Below are 21,955 nucleotides of genomic sequence, written 5' to 3' on the forward strand. Positions count from 1 at the left end.
ACAAAAATCCAGTAACTCCAAGGGGAGAAATAATATAAAAGGTTCGAATCTCAGATTCTTTGTTGAAAAAGTTGCTTTTTTACAAAAAAATAGAGCTTCAGGTTTTAGCCTGAAGCTCTTAGTTTTTATTAGTACTCCCAGAACATCTTTTGAATTTCTTGCGGGTTGTCGGTTTTGGTTAAAGCAAGCATTAAAAGGATACGGGCTTTTTGTGGGTTAAGGCTGTCGGCAGCGACAAAGTTATATTTGTCGTCGTTAGCTTCACCGTTACGGGCGATAATGCCGTTACCGACGCGGGCGCTTCTTACAATTACAACCCCTTTTTTCTGAGCAGCTTCGATTGCCGGATACTCGGCTTTACCGATGCTGCCGTTGCCGGTACCGGCATGAACAATACCTTTGGCGCCGGCTTTAGTAAGAGCTTCAATTACAACGCCGGTATTGCCGGCATAGTGGTAAGCGATATCAACGCGGGGTAATTCATTTAAATGGCTGATATCAAATTCGGTAGCAGCAGTATGTTTGCGTAAAGGAGCACGGTAGAATACGGGTTTATCACCAGTGAAGAACCCGAGTGGACCAATTTCAGGAGCTTTAAAGGTATCTACGCGGTCAGTGATAGTTTTAGTTACATCACGACCAGAGTGGATGGTGTCATTAAGCATAACCAGAACGCCTTTGCCAACGGCTTCTTTGCTGCCGGCCAGAATGGTGGCACGATAGAGGTTAAGCATACCGTCAGCGCTCATAGCTGTGGGCGGACGCATGGAACCTACAAGAACAACCGGTTTATCGCTTTTAACTACTAAGTTTAAGAAATACGCGGTTTCTTCCAAGGTGTCAGTACCATGGGTGATAACGATGCCGTCTACATCGTCTTGAGCCAGCAGTTGATTAACGCGTTTGCCAAGCTTCAGCCAGACTTCGTTTGACATGTTTTCGCTGGCAATCTGAGAAATTTGCTCACCGCTGACATTCGCAACTTTTTTCAATTCGGGTACATTGTTGATTAAGGCTTCGACAGGGGCTACCGCAGCTGTATAGCCTACGGTAGTAGTGTTTGTTGCGCCGGCGCCGGCAATGGTGCCGCCAGTGGCAAGAATTTTGACATTAGGGAGCTTGTCTGTTGCTTCTGCGAAGCATACGGCCTGAAGACTAAAAACCACCAGGCAAACAATCGCGAGCAGCAAATACGTTTTCCGGTTCATTCAGGATCCCTCCTAATAATGTAATTCCATAATAATTATAAACAATTTGGGATTAAATACCAAAATTCATTTAAGTGAATTTTGAGAGTTTATGTTTCATTCTTGAGGTTTGCCCTTTTTTGACAAACTATTTTGAATACTTTTACTTTTTTGATTGTCGTGAATTGGTCTAACCAATTGGCATTTCTGTCTGTACAACAAAGAAGATAGGGATTACTATATTCCTTTAAATAATCCTGTCAACTTTTGCAAAAAAACAGAGCTGATTAAGAACAATAATAAGCATGGATTACAAGCAAAGCTAATATTATAGAGTAACAAATCCTAAAGGGGGCACTTATGTATGCCTTTTTGGAATGCCAAGCGGGTCAAAAACTTCTTCGGTATTGTTATTGCAGCTTTGTTCATTACCTTTGGCGGTATTTGGTTTCTTGAATTTATAGATGCGGCGGCTCTGAATTACTCTGTCAGTACACCGACGCAAGCACCGGAAGGAGAAATAAAACTGGTAATACGGATAAATGACAGGGTGCTGGAGTTATATGATAATGGCAGACTGTTTAAGCGCTACCGGGTGGCTGTAGGTAAAAAAGCTACGCCTACGCCTATCGGTGAGTGGAATATCCAGTATAAGTGCTGGAGCCCTAGGGAAATAACAGGTACCCGCTGGATGGGACTGGATATTCCCTGGGGCAGTTATGGAATTCATGGGACAAGTGCGCCATGGTCTATCGGCAGCTTCGCCAGCCAAGGCTGTATTCGTATGAGAAATCAGGATTCGGAGGAATTGTATGAATGGGTACCTGAGGGCACACCTGTTGATATTATCGGCACTAAACCTAACATTGACCGGGTTTTACGGCCTGGTATGATGGGGCCTGATGTTGTTGTATTGCAGCTTAAACTTGTTAAATTAGGCTATTATCAGGAACGAGCCAAAGGAACATTTGGTAAAGATACGGAAGCGGCACTTAGAGCCTTCCAACGGGATAATCGGCTGCCGGAAACAGGCGTTACCGATGAGAAAACGATGAATTTATTGCACCTTTAGAGGCTGTTTGGATGAGATTAGAGCAGACCAGGGGCGAATAGGTTTCATCACAATGCCTATAATATAAGATGGCTATTGTGGCAGAACGATAGCTGTCTTATTTTTTTGTCCTGACGAAAGTATCTGACAAGTGTAATATGGATGTCCATTATTCCAGAATACCGGAGAGCAAGCCGATTTCTATTGCAGGACGCTCGCTGGCAAAAGTTAGATTATTCAGACCTAAATGGCAATCTATTTTGTATTTTTACGAAAATTTGCAAAAATCAGCCCGGGCTTTTGTGGTAAATAACAAAGGAGTTTGTAGTAAATAACGGGAATACAGCAATTACTATCATAGTCTGGAGCGTTGCCTCGGAAGGCCTAGAATCCCTAAAAAAAGTAATTGGATAAGCGATTTTCCGTATCCTTGTTTCACGGTTTTTGTTTTAGTGCTTCTAGTCTACTGGTATAATGGTTTTTGTTTAATTCTACTAGTCTGTTTATAAAAAGAGCTGTCGGGTATGGGGTGTTGCAATGAAGGGTTTAGTAGTTATAAAAGGTGGCGGTGATTTGGCAACAGGAATTGCTCATCGCCTGTTTCGGAGTAGGTTTAAGGTTGTAATTACCGAAGTGGACAAGCCTACCGTGGTAAGACGCACAGTAGCTTTTGCGCAGGCAATATTCAGTGGAGAGATTGCCGTTGAAGGGGTTCGGGCAAAACTAACTGAAATGAGTGACATCCATGCAACTTTATCGCAGGACATGATTCCCGTAGTTATCGATCCTTCTGCCACGTGCATTTCACAATTAAAGCCTGATGCTGTTGTCGATGCTATTATCGCTAAAAGCAATACCGGTACGGCATTAAGCGATGCTCCGGTAGTGATTGGTATTGGACCAGGTTTTACGGCTGGAGTTGATGTTGGGGCTGTAGTCGAGACTATGCGCGGTCATGACTTAGGCCGCGTTTATTACGAAGGTGGCGCCATTAAAAATACCGGAATTCCCGGTGAAGTTGGCGGCTATACGCTGGAACGATTAATTAAATCACCGGCGCCAGGAGAGTTTGCCAGCTTGCGAAATATTGGGGATACCGTTTGTGCCGGTGACGTAGTCGGAACGGTAAACGGGGTCGAAGTAAAAGTGGCGATTCCCGGCATTTTGCGAGGGCTTATTCAAGATGGTATACTGGTAACAACAGGAATGAAGATTGGTGATGTCGACCCGCGTTGTCGTCAGGAACACTGTCATAGCATATCCGACAAAGCAAGAGCTGTCGCCGGCGGGGCATTAGAAGCCATATTGCACTTAAGATGATAATAAAAAAGCAAGCAGTTTTGCAGGCTATTTGGTAAAGTAACAAAAAAAATTACGAAATTTTAAGAAAATATGATAGGGCTTTGTGGTAATTAACAAAGGAGTTTATAGAAATTAACGGGAATACAAAACCTGAAAATTTAAAAATGCAAAATAATTGTGTAAACAAAAAGGAGGAAACAAAATGAAAGCGCTACAAGAACTGGTTGTATTAGATTTAACAAGGGTATTAGCTGGACCCTATGCGTCAATGATGCTGGCTGACTTTGGCGCCAATGTGATTAAAATTGAAACTCCCGATGGTGGTGACGATTCAAGAGCATTTGGTCCTTTTGCCGGTACGGAAAGCGTCTACTTTATGAGCTTAAACAGAAATAAACGCTCCATGACGCTAAATCTGAAGACTGCCGAAGGTAAGCAAATATTTATCGATATGGTTAAGAAAGCCGACGTTGTTTTGGAAAATTACCGGCCTGGCACAATGGAGAAATTAGGCTTAGGATATGACACACTGAAAGAGATTAACCCGTCAATTATTTATGCAGCTTGTTCGGGTTTTGGTCATACCGGCCCATATAGTAAAAAACCTGCTTATGATGTAATTGTACAAGGCATGGGCGGAGTAATGAGCATTACCGGACAGGAAAACGGTGAACCTACCCGGGTAGGGGCTTCTATCGGGGATATTACCGCCGGACTCTTCGCGGTCATTGGCCTTTTAACAGCCTTGCATCACCGGAATCAAACCGGCGAAGGGCAAAAAGTAGATGTGGCTATGCTGGATTGTCAGGTAGCGATTTTAGAAAACGCGATTGCCCGCTATCTTGCTTCCGGTAAAGTACCTACTCCGCTTGGCAACCGTCACCCGTCCATTACGCCGTTCGAACCATTCAAAGCGAAAGACGGCTATGTTATCATTGCCGTTGGCAACGATAAGTTATGGGAAAAATTCTGCAATCTGATTGGACGACAAGAGTTAATCAATGATGAACGGTTTGCTACCAACCCAGCCCGGACAGAAAATCAGCGCCAGTTAAAAGCAATTTTGGATGATGTTTTCCCGGATAAAACGGTAGACGAATGGCTTGCAGCCTTAGACGGCCAGGGAATTCCTTCCGGTCCTCTTAATACCGTTGACAGAGTTATCAACGATCCACAAATTAAAGCACGTGACATGATTGTAGAGACCGTTCATAGTGTGGCTGGCCCTGTTAAAATGGCGGGAATTCCCATCAAAATGTCCGCAACTCCGGGCGCTGTCGAAAATGCAGCACCGCTCTTGGGTGAGCACACTGAGGAAATCCTGAAGGAAATGCTAGGATTAACAAGCGAACAAGTTGCCGAATTGAGAGGCAAGAAAGCACTGTAAATAGATATTTATACAAAGTGGGATTGCTAAATACTCTTTGATTTGTAGTGGTTGCACAAAGGCTAAAGATGCTAGTTTGTCGAAAAAGACTTAATATTTACAAGATTCCTAACTTAGTTAAACCAGAATATGCCGACGGCCTTTGTGCAATTTTATTTTTCGGGGGTGGTTGCTTAAAAAAACTTTACTATCAGCAGGGAGATAGTGATGTAGAGTACCTGCAACGTTAAATAAAATAAAAATGAAAAGACGGTGAAAAAATGGCCAGAAGGATTATTGAAGTTGAAGAACGTCCATCATTGCTGGAAACATTTCCCCTTAGCCTGCAACATTTGTTTGCTATGTTTGGTGCAACTGTTCTGGTTCCTATTCTTTTTAAAGTAAACCCTGCCACCGTATTGTTATTTAATGGTATTGGCACATTGCTCTATATTTTTATTACTAAAGGTAAGATCCCTGGTTATCTTGGTTCAAGCTTTGCGTTTTTATCGCCGGTATTTGTTGTTTTACCCCAGTACGGGTACGAAGCAGCTCTCGGCGGCTTCATTGTAGTCGGTTTGGTTTTCAGCTTAGTCGGCCTATCAATTAGGGTTGTCGGCCTCAAGTGGATTGACGTGGTCTTTCCGCCGGCTGCAATGGGGGCAATCGTTGCCGTAATCGGCCTCGAGCTTGCTCCGGTAGCGGCAGATATGGCCGGTCTGACAGCTAAAGTTCTTGATCCCAAAGTAATCACTGTTTCACTGGCTACTTTAGCAATCACAATCTTAGGATCAGTAGTTTTCCGTGGTTTTTTGGCTATTATCCCCATTCTTATTGGCGTACTTTCTGGTTATGCTTTGGCTTTCGCGCTCGGGCTTGTTGATACAACTGCTATTGCTGCAGCTCCTTGGCTTGCAGTTCCGACATTCTACACACCATCCTTCCAATTAAGCGCTATTGCTATTATCCTGCCTGCAGCGCTGGTAGTAATCGCCGAGCACGTTGGCCATCTCCTGGTTACCGGTAACATCGTTGGCCGTGATTTGGTAAAAGACCCAGGTCTTGACCGCTCACTCTTAGGGAATGGTATATCAACAATGATTTCCGGCTTTTTTGGTTCTACTCCTAACACTACCTACGGCGAAAACATTGGTGTTATGGCTATGACCAGAGTATATAGCACTTATGTAATCGGCGGCGCAGCCGTTTTCGCCATCGTCCTTTCTTTCGTGGGAAAACTTGCTGCTGCTATTCAAAGTATTCCTGTCCCGGTAATGGGCGGTGTATCCATGTTATTGTACGGCATTATTGCCGCATCTGGTATACGTATGCTGGTCGAATCCAAAGTGGATTACAGCAAAGCGAGAAACTTGATCTTGACTTCGGTTGTTCTTATTGTCGGCATTAGCGGTGCCCATATCCAACTTGGTACTGTAGAAATGAAGGGTATGGCTTTGGCTACTGTGGTAGCGATTTTCATTAGCTTAGTCTTCAAGTTACTGGAAATGGTATCTTTTATGAACGACACTGAAGAAAACAGCTCCGGTCACTAAAATAAGCTTACTAAAAGTCTCGAGGGAAAAGGCCCGCGACAGACGGTCTCTTTCCTCCTACAGACACTTCTGTTTTGGTAAAATGCTACAAAAGATAAAACATCGGCTTTCGCTGTCGCCAAGGGCTCGGCGTAAGCCGTGTTTTGTTTTCCTGATAGAAAGTATAACTTTCGCCTGGATAAGGGCAACATCGGCTTCCACTTTCGCCAAAGGCTCGGCGCAAGCCGTGTTTTCTTTAAAATTTAACAATGGAGTACTAACTGTGAATCTATCTACAAGGGTGAGTTGTTCATGAATATTATGTCACTACTAGGCCTTAAAAAAAGTTTGAAATTGAAACTGCTTTGGCCGATACTGCTTATTACTGTCGTCGTTATTGCTTCATTTGGCGTATACAGTTACAATACCACCAAATCTATAATTCTTGACGTTTTTTACCGGCAAATTGACAGCCAGTTCGACAACGTCATGGACACGATGCAATCACGACTGGAAGTTATGAACATAACGAGAAAAGCCATGGACGAAAAAAACATAGCACTGAACCGTTCGGTTGCCCAAATTATTGCTTTGGACAATTCACCTGCGGCATTATCTTTGGAAAATATGACAAAACTAGCTAAAGAACTTCACGTAGCAGAAATACATGTAATTGATGAGAACGGGATATTGACCCATGGAAATGTACAAGCGTTTTACGGTTTCGACTTTAAATCATCTGAGCAGACAAAACCGTTTATGAAGATTATGCAAGACAAAAACTATACTCTTGCTCAGGAACCCATGATTCGGGGAACTGACAAAAGTTTATTCCAATATATCGGAGTTGCGAGGATTGACAAGCCGGGAATTATTCAGATTGGTGTAGAACCCAGAGAGATTCAGGAATTACTTAGTAAAATGGATATGCAAGACTTAGCTGAGAAAACGCATATCGGTAAGAGTGGCTATGTAGGTATTGTTAGTAGGGATGGAGTCATAGTAGCCCATCCTGCTAAAGAACGAGTCGGTAAAAATATAAAAGATAGCGGAGAATGGGGCAAAGAGGCTTTAGCCAAGGAAAAAGGGATTCTCACCTATTCTGATAATGGTGAGGAGAAATTTGTATCCTATAAGAGAATTGGCGAATATGTAGCTATTGTTGTTATACCGGTTGCGGAGATTGCATCCTATGTGACAGGGCTTAAGACAACCGTTCTGAGTACCTTGCTGATTGCCGTTATTTTACTCATATTTGTAATTTCCCGCCTTGTCAGCCGGTTATTGGTAAAACCGCTTGGCGTGGTTTTAGGCAGTGTTCAGGAAATCGCCAATGGTGACTTAGTGGGTGAGCCTGTTCCTGTAACCTCCGGGGATGAGTTGGGGCGGTTGGCACAGGCTGTTAATGAAATGAAAAGTAAACTATCCGGTCTTGTTCGTCAGGTTGCCAGTGCATCCGAACAAGTTGCCGCAGCATCTGAACAATTAACGGCAAGCGCCGACGGTTCGGCTCAGGCCGCCAACCGGATTGCAACTGAAGTTATGGAGATAACTAGCGGAACTACCGATCAGCTTCAATCTATTGAACAGGCTGCCGCTGTTGTAGAGCAGATGGTAGCGAGTATTAAGGAAGTCGCAGACAATATCCAGTATGTTACTGATAAATCTGTTGAAACGGCATCAAAAGCCCAATTTGGGGGTAATACCATTAACTCGGCCGTTTCTCAAATGACAAATATAGAGAAAACTGTGACAAGCTCTGCCCAGGTAGTTGCTAAATTGGGTGAACGTTCACACGAAATTGGTCAGATAGTAGATACTATTGCCAGTATTGCCGGTCAAACCAATCTGCTGGCGTTAAATGCCGCCATTGAGGCTGCCCGCGCCGGAGAGCAAGGCCGGGGCTTTGCGGTGGTAGCAGACGAGGTGCGGAAATTGGCCGAACAGTCTCACGAAGCGGCCAAGCAAATCTCGACCTTAATTACAGAAATACAGTCTGAAACAGAGTTAGCAGTAACATCTATGAGTGCGGGCACTAAGGAAGTTAAGATTGGTGCGGAAGTCGTTAACAGTGCAGGTGATACCTTTAGCCAAATAATTACGCTGGTGAACGACTTATCCGGACAAGTAACAGGTATTGCCGCCGCAATTCAGGAAATTGCCAGTGGCAGCCGAACAATCGTAGACTCAGTGCAAAACATTGAACAAGTTAGCAATAATGTCACAAAAGCAACGCAAGCTGTATCATCAGTTGTGGAAAAACAATCTACAGCCATGACTGAAATTGCTTCTTCCAGTGAAAGTTTGGCAGGTATGGCTCAGGAACTGCATGCCTCGGTTGGCAAATTTAGATTATAAGGCATTGGTCTGACTTCAGCTGTGCTATAATTAGAGATAATTACCAAGTTGCAGCTAAAGTTAAATCGATGGGTGGTGCACAATGTTGATTCATAGCGCAGGTATTAGTTTACGTGAAATGCTGGCATTGCCAAGTTTGAAAAATGTCCGGCTGATTGCCGGAGCCAGTGGTCTCGATAACATAGTTCGTTCAGTTAATATTATGGAGGTTCCTGATATCCTCGATTGGACTCGGGCGGGAGAATTATTGCTGACGACAGTCTACTCTATTCGCGATGATTCAATTGCCCAATCGCGCCTTATTCCGGAACTGGCTAACCGAAACTTGGCCGGATTAGCTATTAAGCCAGGGCGATATATCGAAAAAATACCCAATGTAATGATTGAGCAGGCGGATAAGTTTAACTTCCCATTGCTGGAAATCGGGCAGGATGTTTCGTTTCCGGATATTCTTAATCCGATCCTTAGTGAAATCAGCAATCAGCAGCTGGCTATTATTCAGCGTGTCGACGAGGTTCATCTCCAGCTAAACAGAGTTGTACTTGAAGGGGGCGATATGCAGGATATCGCCAAGGTGCTGGTTGCCTCACTCAGCAATAATCTGGCAATTATACAGACGTTTTCTCATGAAGCTGTTGTAGCTCATGAAGAATATGATAAAGAGCATAAGGATATAAAAAAATTTATTGCTTCCAACAGCAGGTATGGGACAGGCTTGGGCCGGGGAACAGTAGTAATAGACGGAAAGGAAACCGGCTATTTCAGAACTGCCATTTGTGTCGGTAAGAAGTGGTATGGAACGATATCCGTCCTGGAAACGAATGAGCCCCTGTCACGTTGTGATGAAGTTACCATTGAGCGGACAGCCGCTGTTGCCGCCTTGGTACTTGTTAATCAGTTGGCCGTTGCTTCTGTGGAAAGGCGTTATTATAACGAATTTCTAAATGAAATACTTGTCGCTGATCTTGGGGAGGAAAAGAATTTAAAGGGACGTGCCATGAGTTTGGGGATTGATTTGCAGGCCCCCCATGTGGTAGCAGCTATCTGGTTCCATTATAAGAATGACGATAGAGAAGAAGAGCACCGGCTTATTTTCCAGCGGATTATTCAAGGTGTGAGGGAAAAATTCCCGGAAATTGCCGTAGGCTTTAAGCTGGACAGTATTATCATGCTTATTCCTATTCCCAAGGATGCTACCGATAAAGATCTGGATAAAGTGCGGGAAACGATAAAAGTTATTCATGAACAATTAGTTGTCCGCTTTAGTAGATTTTTTACAAAAGAGTATGGCTATATCGGCGTCGGCCGGGCCGAAAGTGGACTTGCCGGTATTCAAAATAGTTACCGGGAAGCATTGCAGGCTTGCCAGATGGGAAGAAAAATCTGGCCTAAGGAACATATTTGCTATTATGACGCCTTGGGTGTTTGGCGGCTGTTAGGCAACATTCAGGATAAACAGGAATTGCATAGTTTTATCAATGAAACTCTAGGAAAAATCCTCCTATATGATCAGGAAAAAGGGGCCGAGTTGATAAAAACCCTGGAAGTTTATTTTGAATGTAACGGGAAGCTGAAAAAAGTCACAGAAAAGATGTATGTACACTACAATACGATATTATACCGGCTTGACCGCATCCAGCAGATTACTGGACGCAGTCTGGAAGATGCTACAGTATGTCTTGATTTTCAATTGGCTCTCAAACTATTGAAAATTATGAATGACTAACAGTGGTGCAAGCCCTCGCGGTTCGCGAAGAGCCGGGGGCTTTTTTCTTGGGCGAAGGGTAAGAAGTGAGAGCCTTTTAAATACGTAAGACGGCGGTAGTGTCTTTGTGAGAATATACAAAAAAGTAGGTAAAAAACCGCATAAGCTTATATAGTATTCATATGGTGAGTAAAGTCTGAATTGTGATATTATTTCAATAGGGAGGTGAGGTGCTTCGCGTTTACAGGCGCTTACAGGAGATAGTACGTTTGTAAAAAAAATGCTAGACTTGGACTATTTCGGACAGGTTCACAGTGTATTCAACCAGACGGTAAATATCAGTACCGCCGATAGCCGGTTATATAGTATTGCTGCAGCACACATAGATAACGCTCCCCACAATATTCGCGTGGCAGCCCCGATGCACTTTAGTGAAATGGGGATTCAGCCTGGTGACAAAGTAGAGGCGACTCCTGGAAAATTGCTTGTTGGTAAGCTTACTATTGATTTAGCCGACATAGTTCTTTGGGAATCCATACTACCGGAGTTTCCTTGCAAATATCCCGCGAACCTTTTGGAAGATAACACAAAGATTATGCGAAAATGCATTGCCAGTAACGGTAAAAGTGGTGGACTGTGGGATGTATGGTTTTCCAAAGCCGCTTGCTGTAATCAGAATGTGTTTATTGCAAGTTTGACAGAACGGGCGCAAGCCTTTTTAACAGCACTACGTTCCAAAAGATTTGATGATGCTTATCGCACGGGGTGTAAGTTAATTGGCCTGGGCGGGGGACTAACGCCGTCAGGAGATGATTTCTGCGCTGCGCTGCTTACGGTAATGAATATGCCGGGCAGTCCCTTTAGTGAAAAATACCAAAGCCTTGGATACCGTTTAGCTGAGGCTGCCGTCCGTCAGACTACGGCGATCAGTCAGGAAATGCTGATAACAGCGGCGGAAGGACAGGCAAGGGAAAATGTAATTACGCTATTGCGTGAAGTCATTAGCGGTTCAGAGGTAACGATTGAGGCAGCTGCTTTAAAAGTACTGCAGATGGGTTCCTTATCCGGGACAGACTGGGCGGTTGGTTTAACTGCCGGTCTGGAGCTTGGAAGGGAATTAGCCGAAATATCCGAGCAAGGGGGAAATTAAATGGATGTAAGAATCATAGTCAAAAAAGATGCCTATCATGATTCAGTGGCATTAATGTCACTGTCAGGCAAAGTGTCAGCATTGCCAGGAGTTGCTGATGCTGTAGTATCTATGGCAACAGACATGAATAAAGAGCTGCTGCAAAGGGTTGACCTTTATACTGATGCGGTAGCTGCAGCAGGTGCAAATGACCTGGTTATTGCCGTCAGAGCAGAAAATGAGACAATTTCTGAAGAAGCAATCAGACTCGCGGAAGAATCACTGGCTAAAAAGACCAACGCCAGAAAAAGTGGCGGCGAAGTACATCCTGCATCTGTAGCATCAGCAGTAAAGTTAATGCCGGAAGCCAATATGGCAATTATTTCGGTTCCTGGTCAGTATGCGGCCCGGGAAGCCATGCAAGCATTGAAAAACGGCCTGAATGTCATGATGTTCAGTGATAATGTAAGCGTAGAAGAAGAAGTTGCTTTGAAACAGTTTGCGCATGAGCAAGGACTTTTAATGATGGGTCCTGACTGCGGAACTGCTATTATAAATAATGTTGGTTTGTGTTTTGCCAACGTAGTTCGTCAAGGAAACATCGGTATTGTAGGAGCATCCGGTACAGGCACGCAAGAAGTAACAGTACTCATTGACCGTCTGGGCGGTGGTGTTTCTGAGGTTATTGGTACCGGCGGACGGGACCTCACAGAAGCGGTTGGTGGCATTACCATGCTTGATGGTCTGGCTGCTCTGGCCCGCCACGAAGAAACAAAAGTTATTGTACTGATTTCCAAGCCGCCAGCTGAATCGGTGGCCAATAAAATTCTTAAAGAAGTAAAAGGTATTAAGAAACCGGTAGTTATCTGCTTCATTAATGGCGATGCTGCTCAAGTTGAAAAAGCCGGCGCTTATTTCGGTAAAAATCTTGAAGTTACCGCCCAAATGGCAGTAGCTTTAGGCAATGGTGAAAAACCGGCCGCTTGCTGCGGTGATGATGCTGCTCTGAAAGAACAGGCTGCCAGCAAAGCAGAAAAGTTAGGAAAAACACAAAAATATATTCGCGGTTTGTTCTGCGGCGGCACCCTCTGTGATGAGGCTATGCATATTGCTAAAGACTGCGGACTCAAAACATATTCTAATATTGCCAAAAAGGCAGAAGAAAAGCTGGCAGATCCCCATACCAGCAAAAGCCATACCTTTATCGACCTGGGCGATGATGTATTTACCCAAGGGAAACCACATCCGATGATTGAGCCTTCCTTACGTTTAGAACGGTTACTCAAAGAAGCTGCTGATCCTGAAACCGCAGTTATCCTAATGGACTTTGAAATTGGTTATGGTTCTCACGCTGATCCGGTTGGGATTACAATGCCGGCTATTATGGAAGCGAAGCGTGCTGCTAAGGAAGCAGGCCGTCATTTGGAAATAATCGGTTATGTATGTGGAACCGAACAAGATCCGCAAGGTTTGACCAGATCGGAGCAGAAACTGGCTGCCGCTGGGGTTACTGTAGCCAAGAGTAATGCCAAAGCTGCCCGTTTGGCAGGTCTGATTGTGGCAGGACGGGAGGAGAAATAATGAGCCAGATAGATACTTTATTTCAAAATAAACTTGCCGTTGTAAATATCGGTGCTGAAACTTTTAAAACAGAACTTGGCTTGCAAGGCGCAGATGTTGTCCAGATGGATTGGAAGCCGCCTGCCGGTGGTAAGGTAGAGCTTATCAAAGCTTTGGATAAATTAATCGATCTAGAAAAAATCGAAGCTGCCAATGCCGAAGCTGTTTCCCGTATTATTGCTGCTCGTCCGGTGTTTGTAGATGTTGATACTGCAATTAACGTTGTTCCCGGAATGACCAAACACACGATTCTTCATGCCGGACCTCCTGTAACCTGGGAAAAAATGGCCGGCCCAATGAAGGGCGCTGTTATCGGAGCCCTGATTTATGAAGGATTGGCTAAAAACGAAGAAGAAGCTGTTAAATTGGCTGCTTCCGGAAAAATCACCTTCTCCCCATGCCATGAGCATGATGCTGTAGGCCCGATGGCTGGTATTGTGTCCGCCTCGATGCCTGTACAAATTATTGAAAATAAAACCCATGGTAACTTTGCTTACTGCACACTTAATGAAGGTCTTGGCAAAGTATTGCGTTTCGGTGCCTTCAATGAAGAGGTTATCACCCGCCTGAAATGGATTGAAACCGAACTTGGTCCTATCTTAAAAACTGCAGTTAAACTTTCCGGCGGCATCGATGTTCGCAGCCTTATCGCCCAAGCTGTACAAATGGGCGATGAGTGCCATAACCGTAATAAAGCCGGCACCAGCATGTTCATCAGAGCGATTACTCCGTATCTCTTACGAACCGGTGCTGATCCTGAAGCAGTTATCCGTGTAATCGAATTTATCAACTCTAACGACCACTTCTTCCTTAACCTTTCGATGCCTGCTTGTAAAGCTGCGTTGGACGCCGCTCACGGCATTGAAAATAGTACAGTTGTTACCACTATGTGCCGTAACGGTGTAGAATTCGGTATTCGCGTAAGCGGCTGCCCTGGCCATACTTGGTTTACCGGCCCGGCACAAATGATCGTTGGTCTCATGTTCCCTGGTTATACTATGGAAGATGCCAACCCTGACATTGGTGACAGCGCAATTACCGAGACCTGCGGTATTGGCGGCTTTGCAATGGGCGGTGCACCCGCAATTGTACAGTTCGTTGGTGGTACTGCAGAAGATGCTCTGGGTTATTCGCAAAAAATGTTTGAAATTACCTTGGGCGAAAACCCGAATTATGCTAATCCTAATTTGAATTTCCGCGGTGCATCAACAGGTATTGATGTACGTAAGGTTATTGCCAGCGGTATACTGCCTGTTATTAATACCGGTATGGCTCATAAAGACCCAGGTGTTGGACAGGTAGGCGCGGGAGTTGTTAGACCGCCGGTTGAATGCTTCGAAAAAGCGCTGTTAGCTTTAGCAGAGCGCATTAAGTAATCTAACCAAAATCAAAGGAGCGATGTTCAAATGGTAAAAAATTGGGACAAAGTGAAAATGTATGACCTTACACAAAAATTAAGTCATCTTACCCCGCCTTGGCCGACCTATGAGCCACTGCAAATCAAATTCTTCAAGCGTCTTAGCTCAAACGGTGCTAATGGCCAGGTTATCACCACTTCTAACCACGTAGGTACCCACTTAGACGGCTCCATGCATTTCTGCACACATGGCCGTGATATTGCCAGCATCCCTCTTACTGACCTTATCGGTCAAGCGGTAGTAGTCGACCTGAGCGATATTGCTGAAGACTATGGCATTTACAGTTCCAAAGATATCACCGACCGCGTAGAAGTTAAAAAAGGCGACATCCTTATTATCCATACCGGTTACTCCAAATACGCCTGGGATCAGCCAGAAGCTGACGAACAACGCTACATGCTTAAACATCCAGGACCTACCCGTGAATTCGCCAAATGGTGCCGCGAAATGGAAATCAAATGGATTGGCGTTGACTGCGGTTCTGCCGACCATCCGATGAATACCAAGATCAAAGATTGGTGCCCGAAAGAAGCAGCTCAGTGCGAAGCTTATTTCCAAAAGAAATTTGGCAAAGGCATCTCTGATATCTTCCCTGATGACCATTATCAATTAATGCACGTTGACCTGTTCCCGCATGACATCATCCATGCTGAGAACCTTGGTGGCCAAATTAAAGAAGTTCTCAACAAACGTTTAATTGTTGGCTGCTATCCTTGGCGTTTTGAAGGCGGCGAATCTTCTATCTGCCGTATCGTTGCTTACGACGAAGAGTAAAATTAATTAGGGGGCGGGTTAAAACGCCCCCTTTTCTAAAAATAATTAATTGAATTTTCTGAAATATAGTAGGACACTTAAGAATCAAGGCGACTAGTAATAGGAGGAAAAGACGAGTGGCAAGAACTATTGTACTGGCTTTAGGGGGCAATGCCATTACCAAAGCCCAAGAAAAAGGGACACGTGAAGAACAATGGAGTAATGTTAGAAGTACTTGTCAGCATATTGTCGCTCTGGCTAAGGAAGGGCATCGCATTGTCATTACTCATGGTAATGGGCCGCAGGTAGGCAATTTATTACGTAAAAATGAAATTGCCAAAGAAGTGGTTCCAGCTATGCCGTTAGATGTTTGTGTTTCCAATACGCAAGGCTCGCTTGGATATGCTGTTTGCCAAAATCTAAGCAATTATATGGCTAAAGCCGGATTATCCATACCGGTAGCGGCAGTAGTTACCCAGGTTGTAGTTGATGCCAATGATCCTGCTTTCCAAAATCCAACCAAGTTCGTTGGTTCATTTTTCAGCGAAACCGAAGCCAAACAATTAATGGCGGAAAAAGGTTTTACGATGAAAGAGGACAGCGGTCGCGGCTGGCGGCGAGTAGTGCCATCACCCGAGCCTAAAGCTATTGTGGAAAAAGATGTAATACGGAATCTTCTTGATGCCGGTACAATTGTTGTTGCGGCTGGCGGCGGCGGCATTCCGGTAGTAGAGACTGCCGATGGTCTTGCCGGTGTCGAAGCAGTAATTGATAAGGATATGGCTGGACAGCTGTTAGCCAATGAAGTTAATGCCGATTCGTTTTTCTTATTAACAGAGGTAGAACGGGTGTGCATCAACTTTGGTCGTCCAGACCAGAAACAACTCGAGAAAATGACAGTAGAGGAAGCCCGCAAGTATCAGGCAGACGGTCAATTCCCGGCCGGCAGCATGGGACCGAAAGTAGAAGCTGCTTTACGGTTTGTTACAGGCGGCAATGATCGTCAAGCTGTTATAGTATCGCTGGAAAAAGCTAACTTAGCGTTTACCGGAGAAAGCGGAACAATGATAACTGTCTAAGTTAGGCAGTTATACCACAAATAAGGCGGAAGGGGGGAGAAGTAGTGAGGGATTTCGTTGCTTGCGCCGTGCAAATTGCGGTTAAACCTAATGATATAGAATACAATACAGCCAAAGTTATTGAATGGTTGGAAAAAGCCGTTGTCGAACACGGTGCAGAGCTGGTAGTTTTTCCTGAAGATGTGACTACCGGTTTTACCCCGAATATGCCTGTTGAACAGATGTATGAACAGTTGGCTGAGCCCATTCCCGGTGTTATTACCCGGCTGGTAGGAGCAGCGGCACGACGGTTTGGTGTGCATGTAGTTTTACCAATGTATGAAAAAGGACCTTCTTCTCCCATTGTATATAATTCCTCGGTGCTAATTGGACCTGATGGAGAGATTATTGGTGTTTACCGTAAGACCCATCCTTTTCCCACTGAGAGAATGGAAGGTGGCGGCTGGACGACTCCAGGTACCGAAGCGCCGGTTTTTGATACAGCTCTTGGTAAAATCGGCATGATAATTTGTTATGACGGCGATTTCCCCGAACTTGCCAGGGAACTTACCCTTAAGGGAGCGGAAATAATTACTCGGCCGTCGGCTTTTCTTAGAAGTTTTGATATTTGGGAATTAACCTGCCGGGCGCGCGCTTATGACAATCACGTTTATGTTGTAGGTGTTAATGCGGTGGGACCGGATGCAGGCAACAATTATTTTGCCGGCCATAGCATGATTGTAAGCCCAATCGCCCAGCGCTTAGCACAAGCCAGGGGAACAGAGGAAATAATATCGGCTAAGCTATCGGCGGAGCCGTTAAAATATATTACCTATGGTTCTAAGGCGCCCATGATTTTTGATCATGTGGAGGATCGTAATCTAAAAGCAGTTGACGGCATTTTACAATCAGGGCAATGTCCTTTTGAACCAAGTAAGCGTATTCCTTATAAAAAATAGTACGAAAGCTAAGCCAAAAATACTAAAAAGAGGTTTATGATCGGGCTTGAACCAGATGTATAGACGGGACGGTTGCGGCCGGACTGGAAGTGCATCCAGCCGCGATTTTGGTTACAAGTTTACGGCTTATTATTTCACAATAATAGGTAGAAGTAACTTGCACCGGGTACGAATCACTGCTATACCGAAATCATTTGGTATCTACGCAGCTGTTTACTTGCCCGGTGCTTGATTTTTAATAATCACATAATGGAGGTGCCATCATGGGCTATATGCAGGAAAAAATGGACCTTTTGAAGCAGAAACAAGAAAAAATTAAGCTTGGCGGCGGCGTGAAACGGATTGAAAAACAGCATGCGTCAGGCAAAATGACGGCAAGGGAAAGAATTGAAAAACTTTTCGATGCCGGAAGTTTTATCGAAGTTGACGAGTTTGTCAGCCACCGCTGCAGCAACTTTGGCATGAATGAAAAAGAGTTGCCTGGTGAAGGTGTTGTAACCGGTTATGGCACAATTGACGGCAGACTAGTATACGCTTATGCGCAAGACTTTACCGTAGAAGGCGGTTCGCTTGGTGAAATGCATGCTGCCAAAATTGTCAAAGTACAGAAGATGGCTATGAAGATGGGAGCGCCAATCATCGGTATCAACGATTCAGGCGGAGCCCGCATTCAAGAGGGGATTGATGCTCTGGCAGGCTTTGGTAAGATCTTCTTCCAAAATACCATGGCGTCCGGTGTAATTCCTCAAATATCGGTTATTTTGGGACCATGTGCCGGCGGTGCGGTATACTCACCTGCTTTGACCGACTTTATCTTTATGGTGAAAAACACCAGTCAAATGTTTATTACCGGTCCCCAGGTTATCAAGACAGTAACCGCCGAAGAAGTGACTGTAGAACAGCTTGGCGGTGCTATGACCCACAACAGCGTATCCGGAGTGGCACACTTTGCGACTGAAAATGAGGATGACTGCATTGAGCAGATCCGGTATTTACTGAGTTTCCTGCCGAGCAACAATTTAGAGGAAGCACCTTGCTTCGAGACTGGTGACGATCCTAACCGCATGGATGAAGAACTTGACTCCTTGCTGCCGGATAATCCCAATATGCCTTATAACATGAAAGATCTTATCAAACTAATTGTTGACAATGGCGAGTTTTACGAGGTTCATGCTCATTACGCGCAAAACATGATTACTTGCTTTGCCCGTTTCAACGGTCAGCCTGTAGGTATCATTGCTAATCAGCCCGCAGTGATGGCCGGTTGTCTGGATATCAACGCATCTGATAAGGCCGCCCGATTCATCCGCTTCTGTGATGCGTTTAACCTGCCGCTGGTTAACCTTGTTGACGTTCCTGGTTTCTTGCCTGGCACTGCCCAAGAATACGGCGGCATCATCCGGCATGGTGCTAAAATGCTGTATGCTTACTCGGAAGCTACTGTACCTAAAGTTACCATGATTACGCGCAAAGCTTATGGTGGAGCCTACCTAGCCATGTGCTGCCAGGATCTTGGCGCCGATCAGGTGCTGGCATGGCCGTCGGCTGAGATTGCTGTTATGGGACCAGCGGGTGCGGCTAATATCATCTTCAAGAACGACCCTGATAGCAAGGCCAAAACCGACAAGTACGTGGAAGAATTCGCTACTCCTTACAAGGCAGCAGAACACGGTTATGTAGACAGTGTTATTCCGCCCCATCAAAGCCGTCCGAGAATTATCGCAGCTCTTAACATGCTGGCAAGCAAGCGGGAAGGTCGTCCTGCTAAGAAACACGGCAGCATTCCGGTATAAAGTAGACTTAGCTTTAGATGGGGTTTTAACCCCACCTGAAGGTTAGTCGCCCTTATCCAGGGACTTAGCCGCTTTTAACTCCCGTTTAGAGAAGAGGGAGTCTTAGAGCGGGTTAGTCATCGGATAAAAAAAATCCAATAAACTAAAACAAGGAGAGATGTATCATGACAGTTCCTGACACTATGGAAGGCGCGATCATTTTAAGTATTATTGACTTCTTCCTTAGTATCGCAATCATCTGGGGAATTAGTTTAGTGTTGTACCTGTTCCCTTATTTGAATAAGCTTGGTAAAGTATCAGACGAACATTTAAAAGGCGGACACTAAAAAGCTGTAGATATAGCATAAGCAGATTTTATAGAGGAGGAAATACCCTAAATGACCGAGCAAATTACATCATTAATGGTATCGTTGGCCGAACAGACCGGCTTGGCTCAACTCTGGTGGGGCAACGTTGTGATGATCGCCGTTGGTGCCGTGCTTATTTATCTGGCGCTCGCGAAAAAATATGAGCCGTTCTTACTGTTGGGCATAGGCTTTTCCTGTATAGTTGCCAATGTACCGGGATCAGATTTAACACAACCTGGTGGGTTATTTTATTACGCTTATCGGGGAGTAGAACTTATTATCATTCCGCCCCTCATTTTTCTTGGTGTAGGAGCTATGACTGATTTCGGTCCGATGATTGCCAATCCAAGTCTAATGATTTTAGGAGCAGCCGCTCACTTAGGTATCTTTGTTGCTATCCTGGGTGCTAAAGCACTGGGCTTTACCCTGGCAGAAGCCGGCGCAATCGGTATTATCGGTGGCGCTGACGGCCCAATGGCTATCTTTGTAACCATGAAACTGGCACCACATCTGCTGCCGCAGATTGCTGTAGCTGCGTATTCTTATATGGCGTTAATGCCGTTAATTCAGCCCCCTGTTATGAAGTTGTTGACTACGAAAGAAGAGCGTCAAATTATGATGGAACAAGCCAGACCGGTTAGCCGTCTGGAGAAGATCGTTTTTCCTTTCGCTATTGCCGTTATAGTTAACTTACTGTTACCGCCGGTTGCCCCGCTCATTACCATGCTGATGCTTGGCAACATGCTTAGAGAAGTTCTATTAGTTGACCGTCTTGCGCAAACAGCAGCCAACGATTTGATGAACGTTATCACTATAACCTTAACTGTAGCTATTGGTTCGACCATGGCAGCGGAGAAATTCTTAAATATCCAAACTCTGCAGATTATCCTCTTAGGCCTGGTAGCCTTTATTGGCGGTACAGCATCAGGTGTAATTGGTGCTAAAGTTATGAACTGGGTGAGTGGCGGTAAGGTTAATCCGTTGATTGGTTCTGCCGGTATTGCCTCAGTTCCTATTGCTGCCCGTGTTTCCCACGTTGTTGGCTTAAAGGAAAATCCTTATAACTTCTTGATTATGCATGCCATGGGGCCTAACTTGGCCGGTGTGTTTGGTACCGCTATATCCGGAGGCATTCTCTTAGCCTTACTCGGTGTGAAATAGGAGGAAGGTAAGTATGAATACGACAGCCTTTCTTATTGGGATCATTGTTAGTCTAGGGTATTACTTTTATAGTGTCCGGCAAGGCCGGAAAAATGATAAAGAAGACTTAGCTTCAGATAGGGTTAAAACCCCATCTGAAGGTTAGTCGCCCTTTATCCGGGGACTTAGATGCTTGCCTGTGCCCGTAGGTGCAAATTCCTGCTTGTAGAAGCCAGAGTCTTAGAGCAACTTGGGCACAGGATAAATAACCGATAGTGAAAGGAGGAGGACTCAATGACTTGGTTGGTCTTAGGAATTGCCATCGTTGCTGTTGTTCTTATGGTAAAAACTCGGAAAGGGACGGCAGCGATGCCGGTAACCGAAGCTGCTCCGGCTGCTGCCGCGTTTGTTCCCTGTGCTGTTATGGAAGAGGATGAAGAGTCCGAAATATTAGCGGTTATTACCGCGGCGATTGCTGAATTTGAAGGTGACAGTGATTTTCAGGTTGCCAGTATTAAAAGAAGATCAAATAATTGGAAGCTGACCGGCTGTCAGGAACTTATCAACAGTCGATTAAATTAAGGAGGAAGATCAAAATGACAACATATACAATTACTGTTAATGGCAAGGAATATGATGTTGCAGTTGTGAAAAACAAGGCTGGTGCTGTCGCACCAGCAACTCCTAAAGCCGTATCTCCTGCAGCCGCTATAGTTGCAGCCGCACCGGCTGCTGCACCGGTTGCACCGGCACCAGCTCCAGTCACAGCACCTGCGGCCGGCGACGGCCAGCAAGTGGCAGCTCCGATGCCTGGCAAGGTTATTGCTGTAAAGGTAAGTGTTGGTGAGGCTGTCAAAAAAGGTCAAGAATTGTTGATTGTGGAAGCTATGAAGATGCATAACCCGATTCTTTCTCCTGCTGATGGCGTGGTAAAATCTGTTTTAGTAAAAGCAGGGGATCCTGTCCAAACAGGAACTGCGCTGGTTTCCGTAGCCTAAAGGGTTAGCCGGTTTCGTTTGGGACTATCTACAATAAAGTCAGAAAATTAGTAGTAATCTTTATAGAAAAGTCACAATTAAATGACTAGTAATTCCATTGATAATATTCTCATAATAATATACCATTAAACTATAAGATATTATGTATAGTGCAGACGCACTCATCTTTATCCTGTGACTACCCCGCTCTAAGACACCCCGTTTTATAAGTAGAAGTTAGAGCGGATAAGTCCCTGGCT

19 protein-coding genes are annotated in these 21,955 nt (G+C 44.8%); 18 read left to right on the forward strand and 1 reads right to left on the reverse strand.

The genetic code is table 11. The annotated features are described in order from the left end of the window. Positions 1-128 precede the first annotated feature (128 nt). Positions 129-1,208, reverse strand: a complete 1,080-nt coding sequence (locus SRRS_RS04765; protein ID WP_371366692.1) for a type II asparaginase — start codon at positions 1,206-1,208, stop codon at positions 129-131. 343 nt (positions 1,209-1,551) lie between these two features. Here SRRS_RS04765 and SRRS_RS04770 point away from each other — a divergent pair, with 343 nt between their 5' ends. The 18 genes from SRRS_RS04770 to SRRS_RS04855 all read left to right on the forward strand — a co-directional run bounded on the left by SRRS_RS04770 (position 1,552) and on the right by SRRS_RS04855 (position 21,716). After that, a complete protein-coding gene (locus SRRS_RS04770; RefSeq protein ID WP_371366694.1) occupies positions 1,552-2,259 on the forward strand; it encodes a L,D-transpeptidase family protein in 708 nt (235 codons plus the stop codon). A 516-nt stretch (positions 2,260-2,775) separates the two neighbouring features. Beyond that, positions 2,776-3,558: a selenium-dependent molybdenum cofactor biosynthesis protein YqeB gene (gene yqeB, locus SRRS_RS04775; protein ID WP_371366695.1), complete on the forward strand. Its 783-nt coding sequence runs from the start codon at positions 2,776-2,778 to the stop codon at positions 3,556-3,558. 184 nt (positions 3,559-3,742) lie between these two features. Then, positions 3,743-4,927, forward strand: a complete 1,185-nt coding sequence (locus tag SRRS_RS04780) for a CaiB/BaiF CoA transferase family protein (protein WP_371366697.1) — start codon at positions 3,743-3,745, stop codon at positions 4,925-4,927. Positions 4,928-5,187: 260 nt separating this feature from the next. Then, positions 5,188-6,459 (forward strand): uracil permease, encoded by a 1,272-nt coding sequence (gene uraA / locus SRRS_RS04785; protein WP_371366699.1) that lies wholly within the window; start codon positions 5,188-5,190, stop codon positions 6,457-6,459. Between the two features lie 291 nt (positions 6,460-6,750). Beyond that, entirely contained in the window at positions 6,751-8,796 is a 2,046-nt protein-coding gene (locus SRRS_RS04790) for a methyl-accepting chemotaxis protein (RefSeq protein WP_371366701.1), read from the forward strand. 82 nt (positions 8,797-8,878) lie between these two features. Next, positions 8,879-10,522, forward strand: a complete 1,644-nt coding sequence (locus SRRS_RS04795) for a PucR family transcriptional regulator (RefSeq protein ID WP_371366703.1) — start codon at positions 8,879-8,881, stop codon at positions 10,520-10,522. Between the two features lie 259 nt (positions 10,523-10,781). Beyond that, on the forward strand, positions 10,782-11,651 hold the full coding sequence (locus tag SRRS_RS04800) for a DUF2877 domain-containing protein (protein WP_371366705.1): 870 nt from the start codon (positions 10,782-10,784) through the stop codon (positions 11,649-11,651). Continuing rightward, positions 11,652-13,211, forward strand: coding sequence for an acyl-CoA synthetase FdrA (gene fdrA / locus SRRS_RS04805; RefSeq protein ID WP_371366707.1), 1,560 nt, complete (start codon positions 11,652-11,654; stop codon positions 13,209-13,211). Next, on the forward strand, positions 13,211-14,626 hold the full coding sequence (locus tag SRRS_RS04810; protein ID WP_371366709.1) for a DUF1116 domain-containing protein: 1,416 nt from the start codon (positions 13,211-13,213) through the stop codon (positions 14,624-14,626). The genes fdrA and SRRS_RS04810 overlap by 1 nt, the downstream gene beginning before the upstream one ends. A gap of 30 nt (positions 14,627-14,656) precedes the next feature. Next, entirely contained in the window at positions 14,657-15,442 is a 786-nt protein-coding gene (locus SRRS_RS04815; RefSeq protein ID WP_371366711.1) for a cyclase family protein, read from the forward strand. 116 nt (positions 15,443-15,558) lie between these two features. Further along, on the forward strand, positions 15,559-16,500 hold the full coding sequence (gene arcC / locus SRRS_RS04820; RefSeq protein WP_371366713.1) for a carbamate kinase: 942 nt from the start codon (positions 15,559-15,561) through the stop codon (positions 16,498-16,500). Between the two features lie 44 nt (positions 16,501-16,544). Further along, entirely contained in the window at positions 16,545-17,438 is an 894-nt protein-coding gene (locus tag SRRS_RS04825) for a carbon-nitrogen hydrolase family protein (RefSeq protein ID WP_371366715.1), read from the forward strand. Between the two features lie 263 nt (positions 17,439-17,701). After that, positions 17,702-19,231, forward strand: coding sequence for a carboxyl transferase domain-containing protein (locus SRRS_RS04830; RefSeq protein WP_371366716.1), 1,530 nt, complete (start codon positions 17,702-17,704; stop codon positions 19,229-19,231). A gap of 164 nt (positions 19,232-19,395) precedes the next feature. Beyond that, on the forward strand, positions 19,396-19,557 hold the full coding sequence (locus tag SRRS_RS04835) for a hypothetical protein (RefSeq protein ID WP_371366718.1): 162 nt from the start codon (positions 19,396-19,398) through the stop codon (positions 19,555-19,557). A gap of 51 nt (positions 19,558-19,608) precedes the next feature. After that, positions 19,609-20,739: a sodium ion-translocating decarboxylase subunit beta gene (locus tag SRRS_RS04840; RefSeq protein WP_371366720.1), complete on the forward strand. Its 1,131-nt coding sequence runs from the start codon at positions 19,609-19,611 to the stop codon at positions 20,737-20,739. 13 nt (positions 20,740-20,752) lie between these two features. Continuing rightward, positions 20,753-20,884 (forward strand): hypothetical protein, encoded by a 132-nt coding sequence (locus SRRS_RS04845; protein WP_371366722.1) that lies wholly within the window; start codon positions 20,753-20,755, stop codon positions 20,882-20,884. Positions 20,885-21,012: 128 nt separating this feature from the next. Continuing rightward, positions 21,013-21,300, forward strand: a complete 288-nt coding sequence (locus SRRS_RS04850; protein ID WP_371366724.1) for a hypothetical protein — start codon at positions 21,013-21,015, stop codon at positions 21,298-21,300. Between the two features lie 14 nt (positions 21,301-21,314). Next, positions 21,315-21,716: a biotin/lipoyl-containing protein gene (locus tag SRRS_RS04855; protein WP_371366726.1), complete on the forward strand. Its 402-nt coding sequence runs from the start codon at positions 21,315-21,317 to the stop codon at positions 21,714-21,716. Positions 21,717-21,955 lie beyond the last annotated feature (239 nt).

Source organism: Sporomusa rhizae (assembly GCF_041428845.1).
Taxonomy (GTDB): domain Bacteria; phylum Bacillota; class Negativicutes; order Sporomusales; family Sporomusaceae; genus Sporomusa; species Sporomusa rhizae.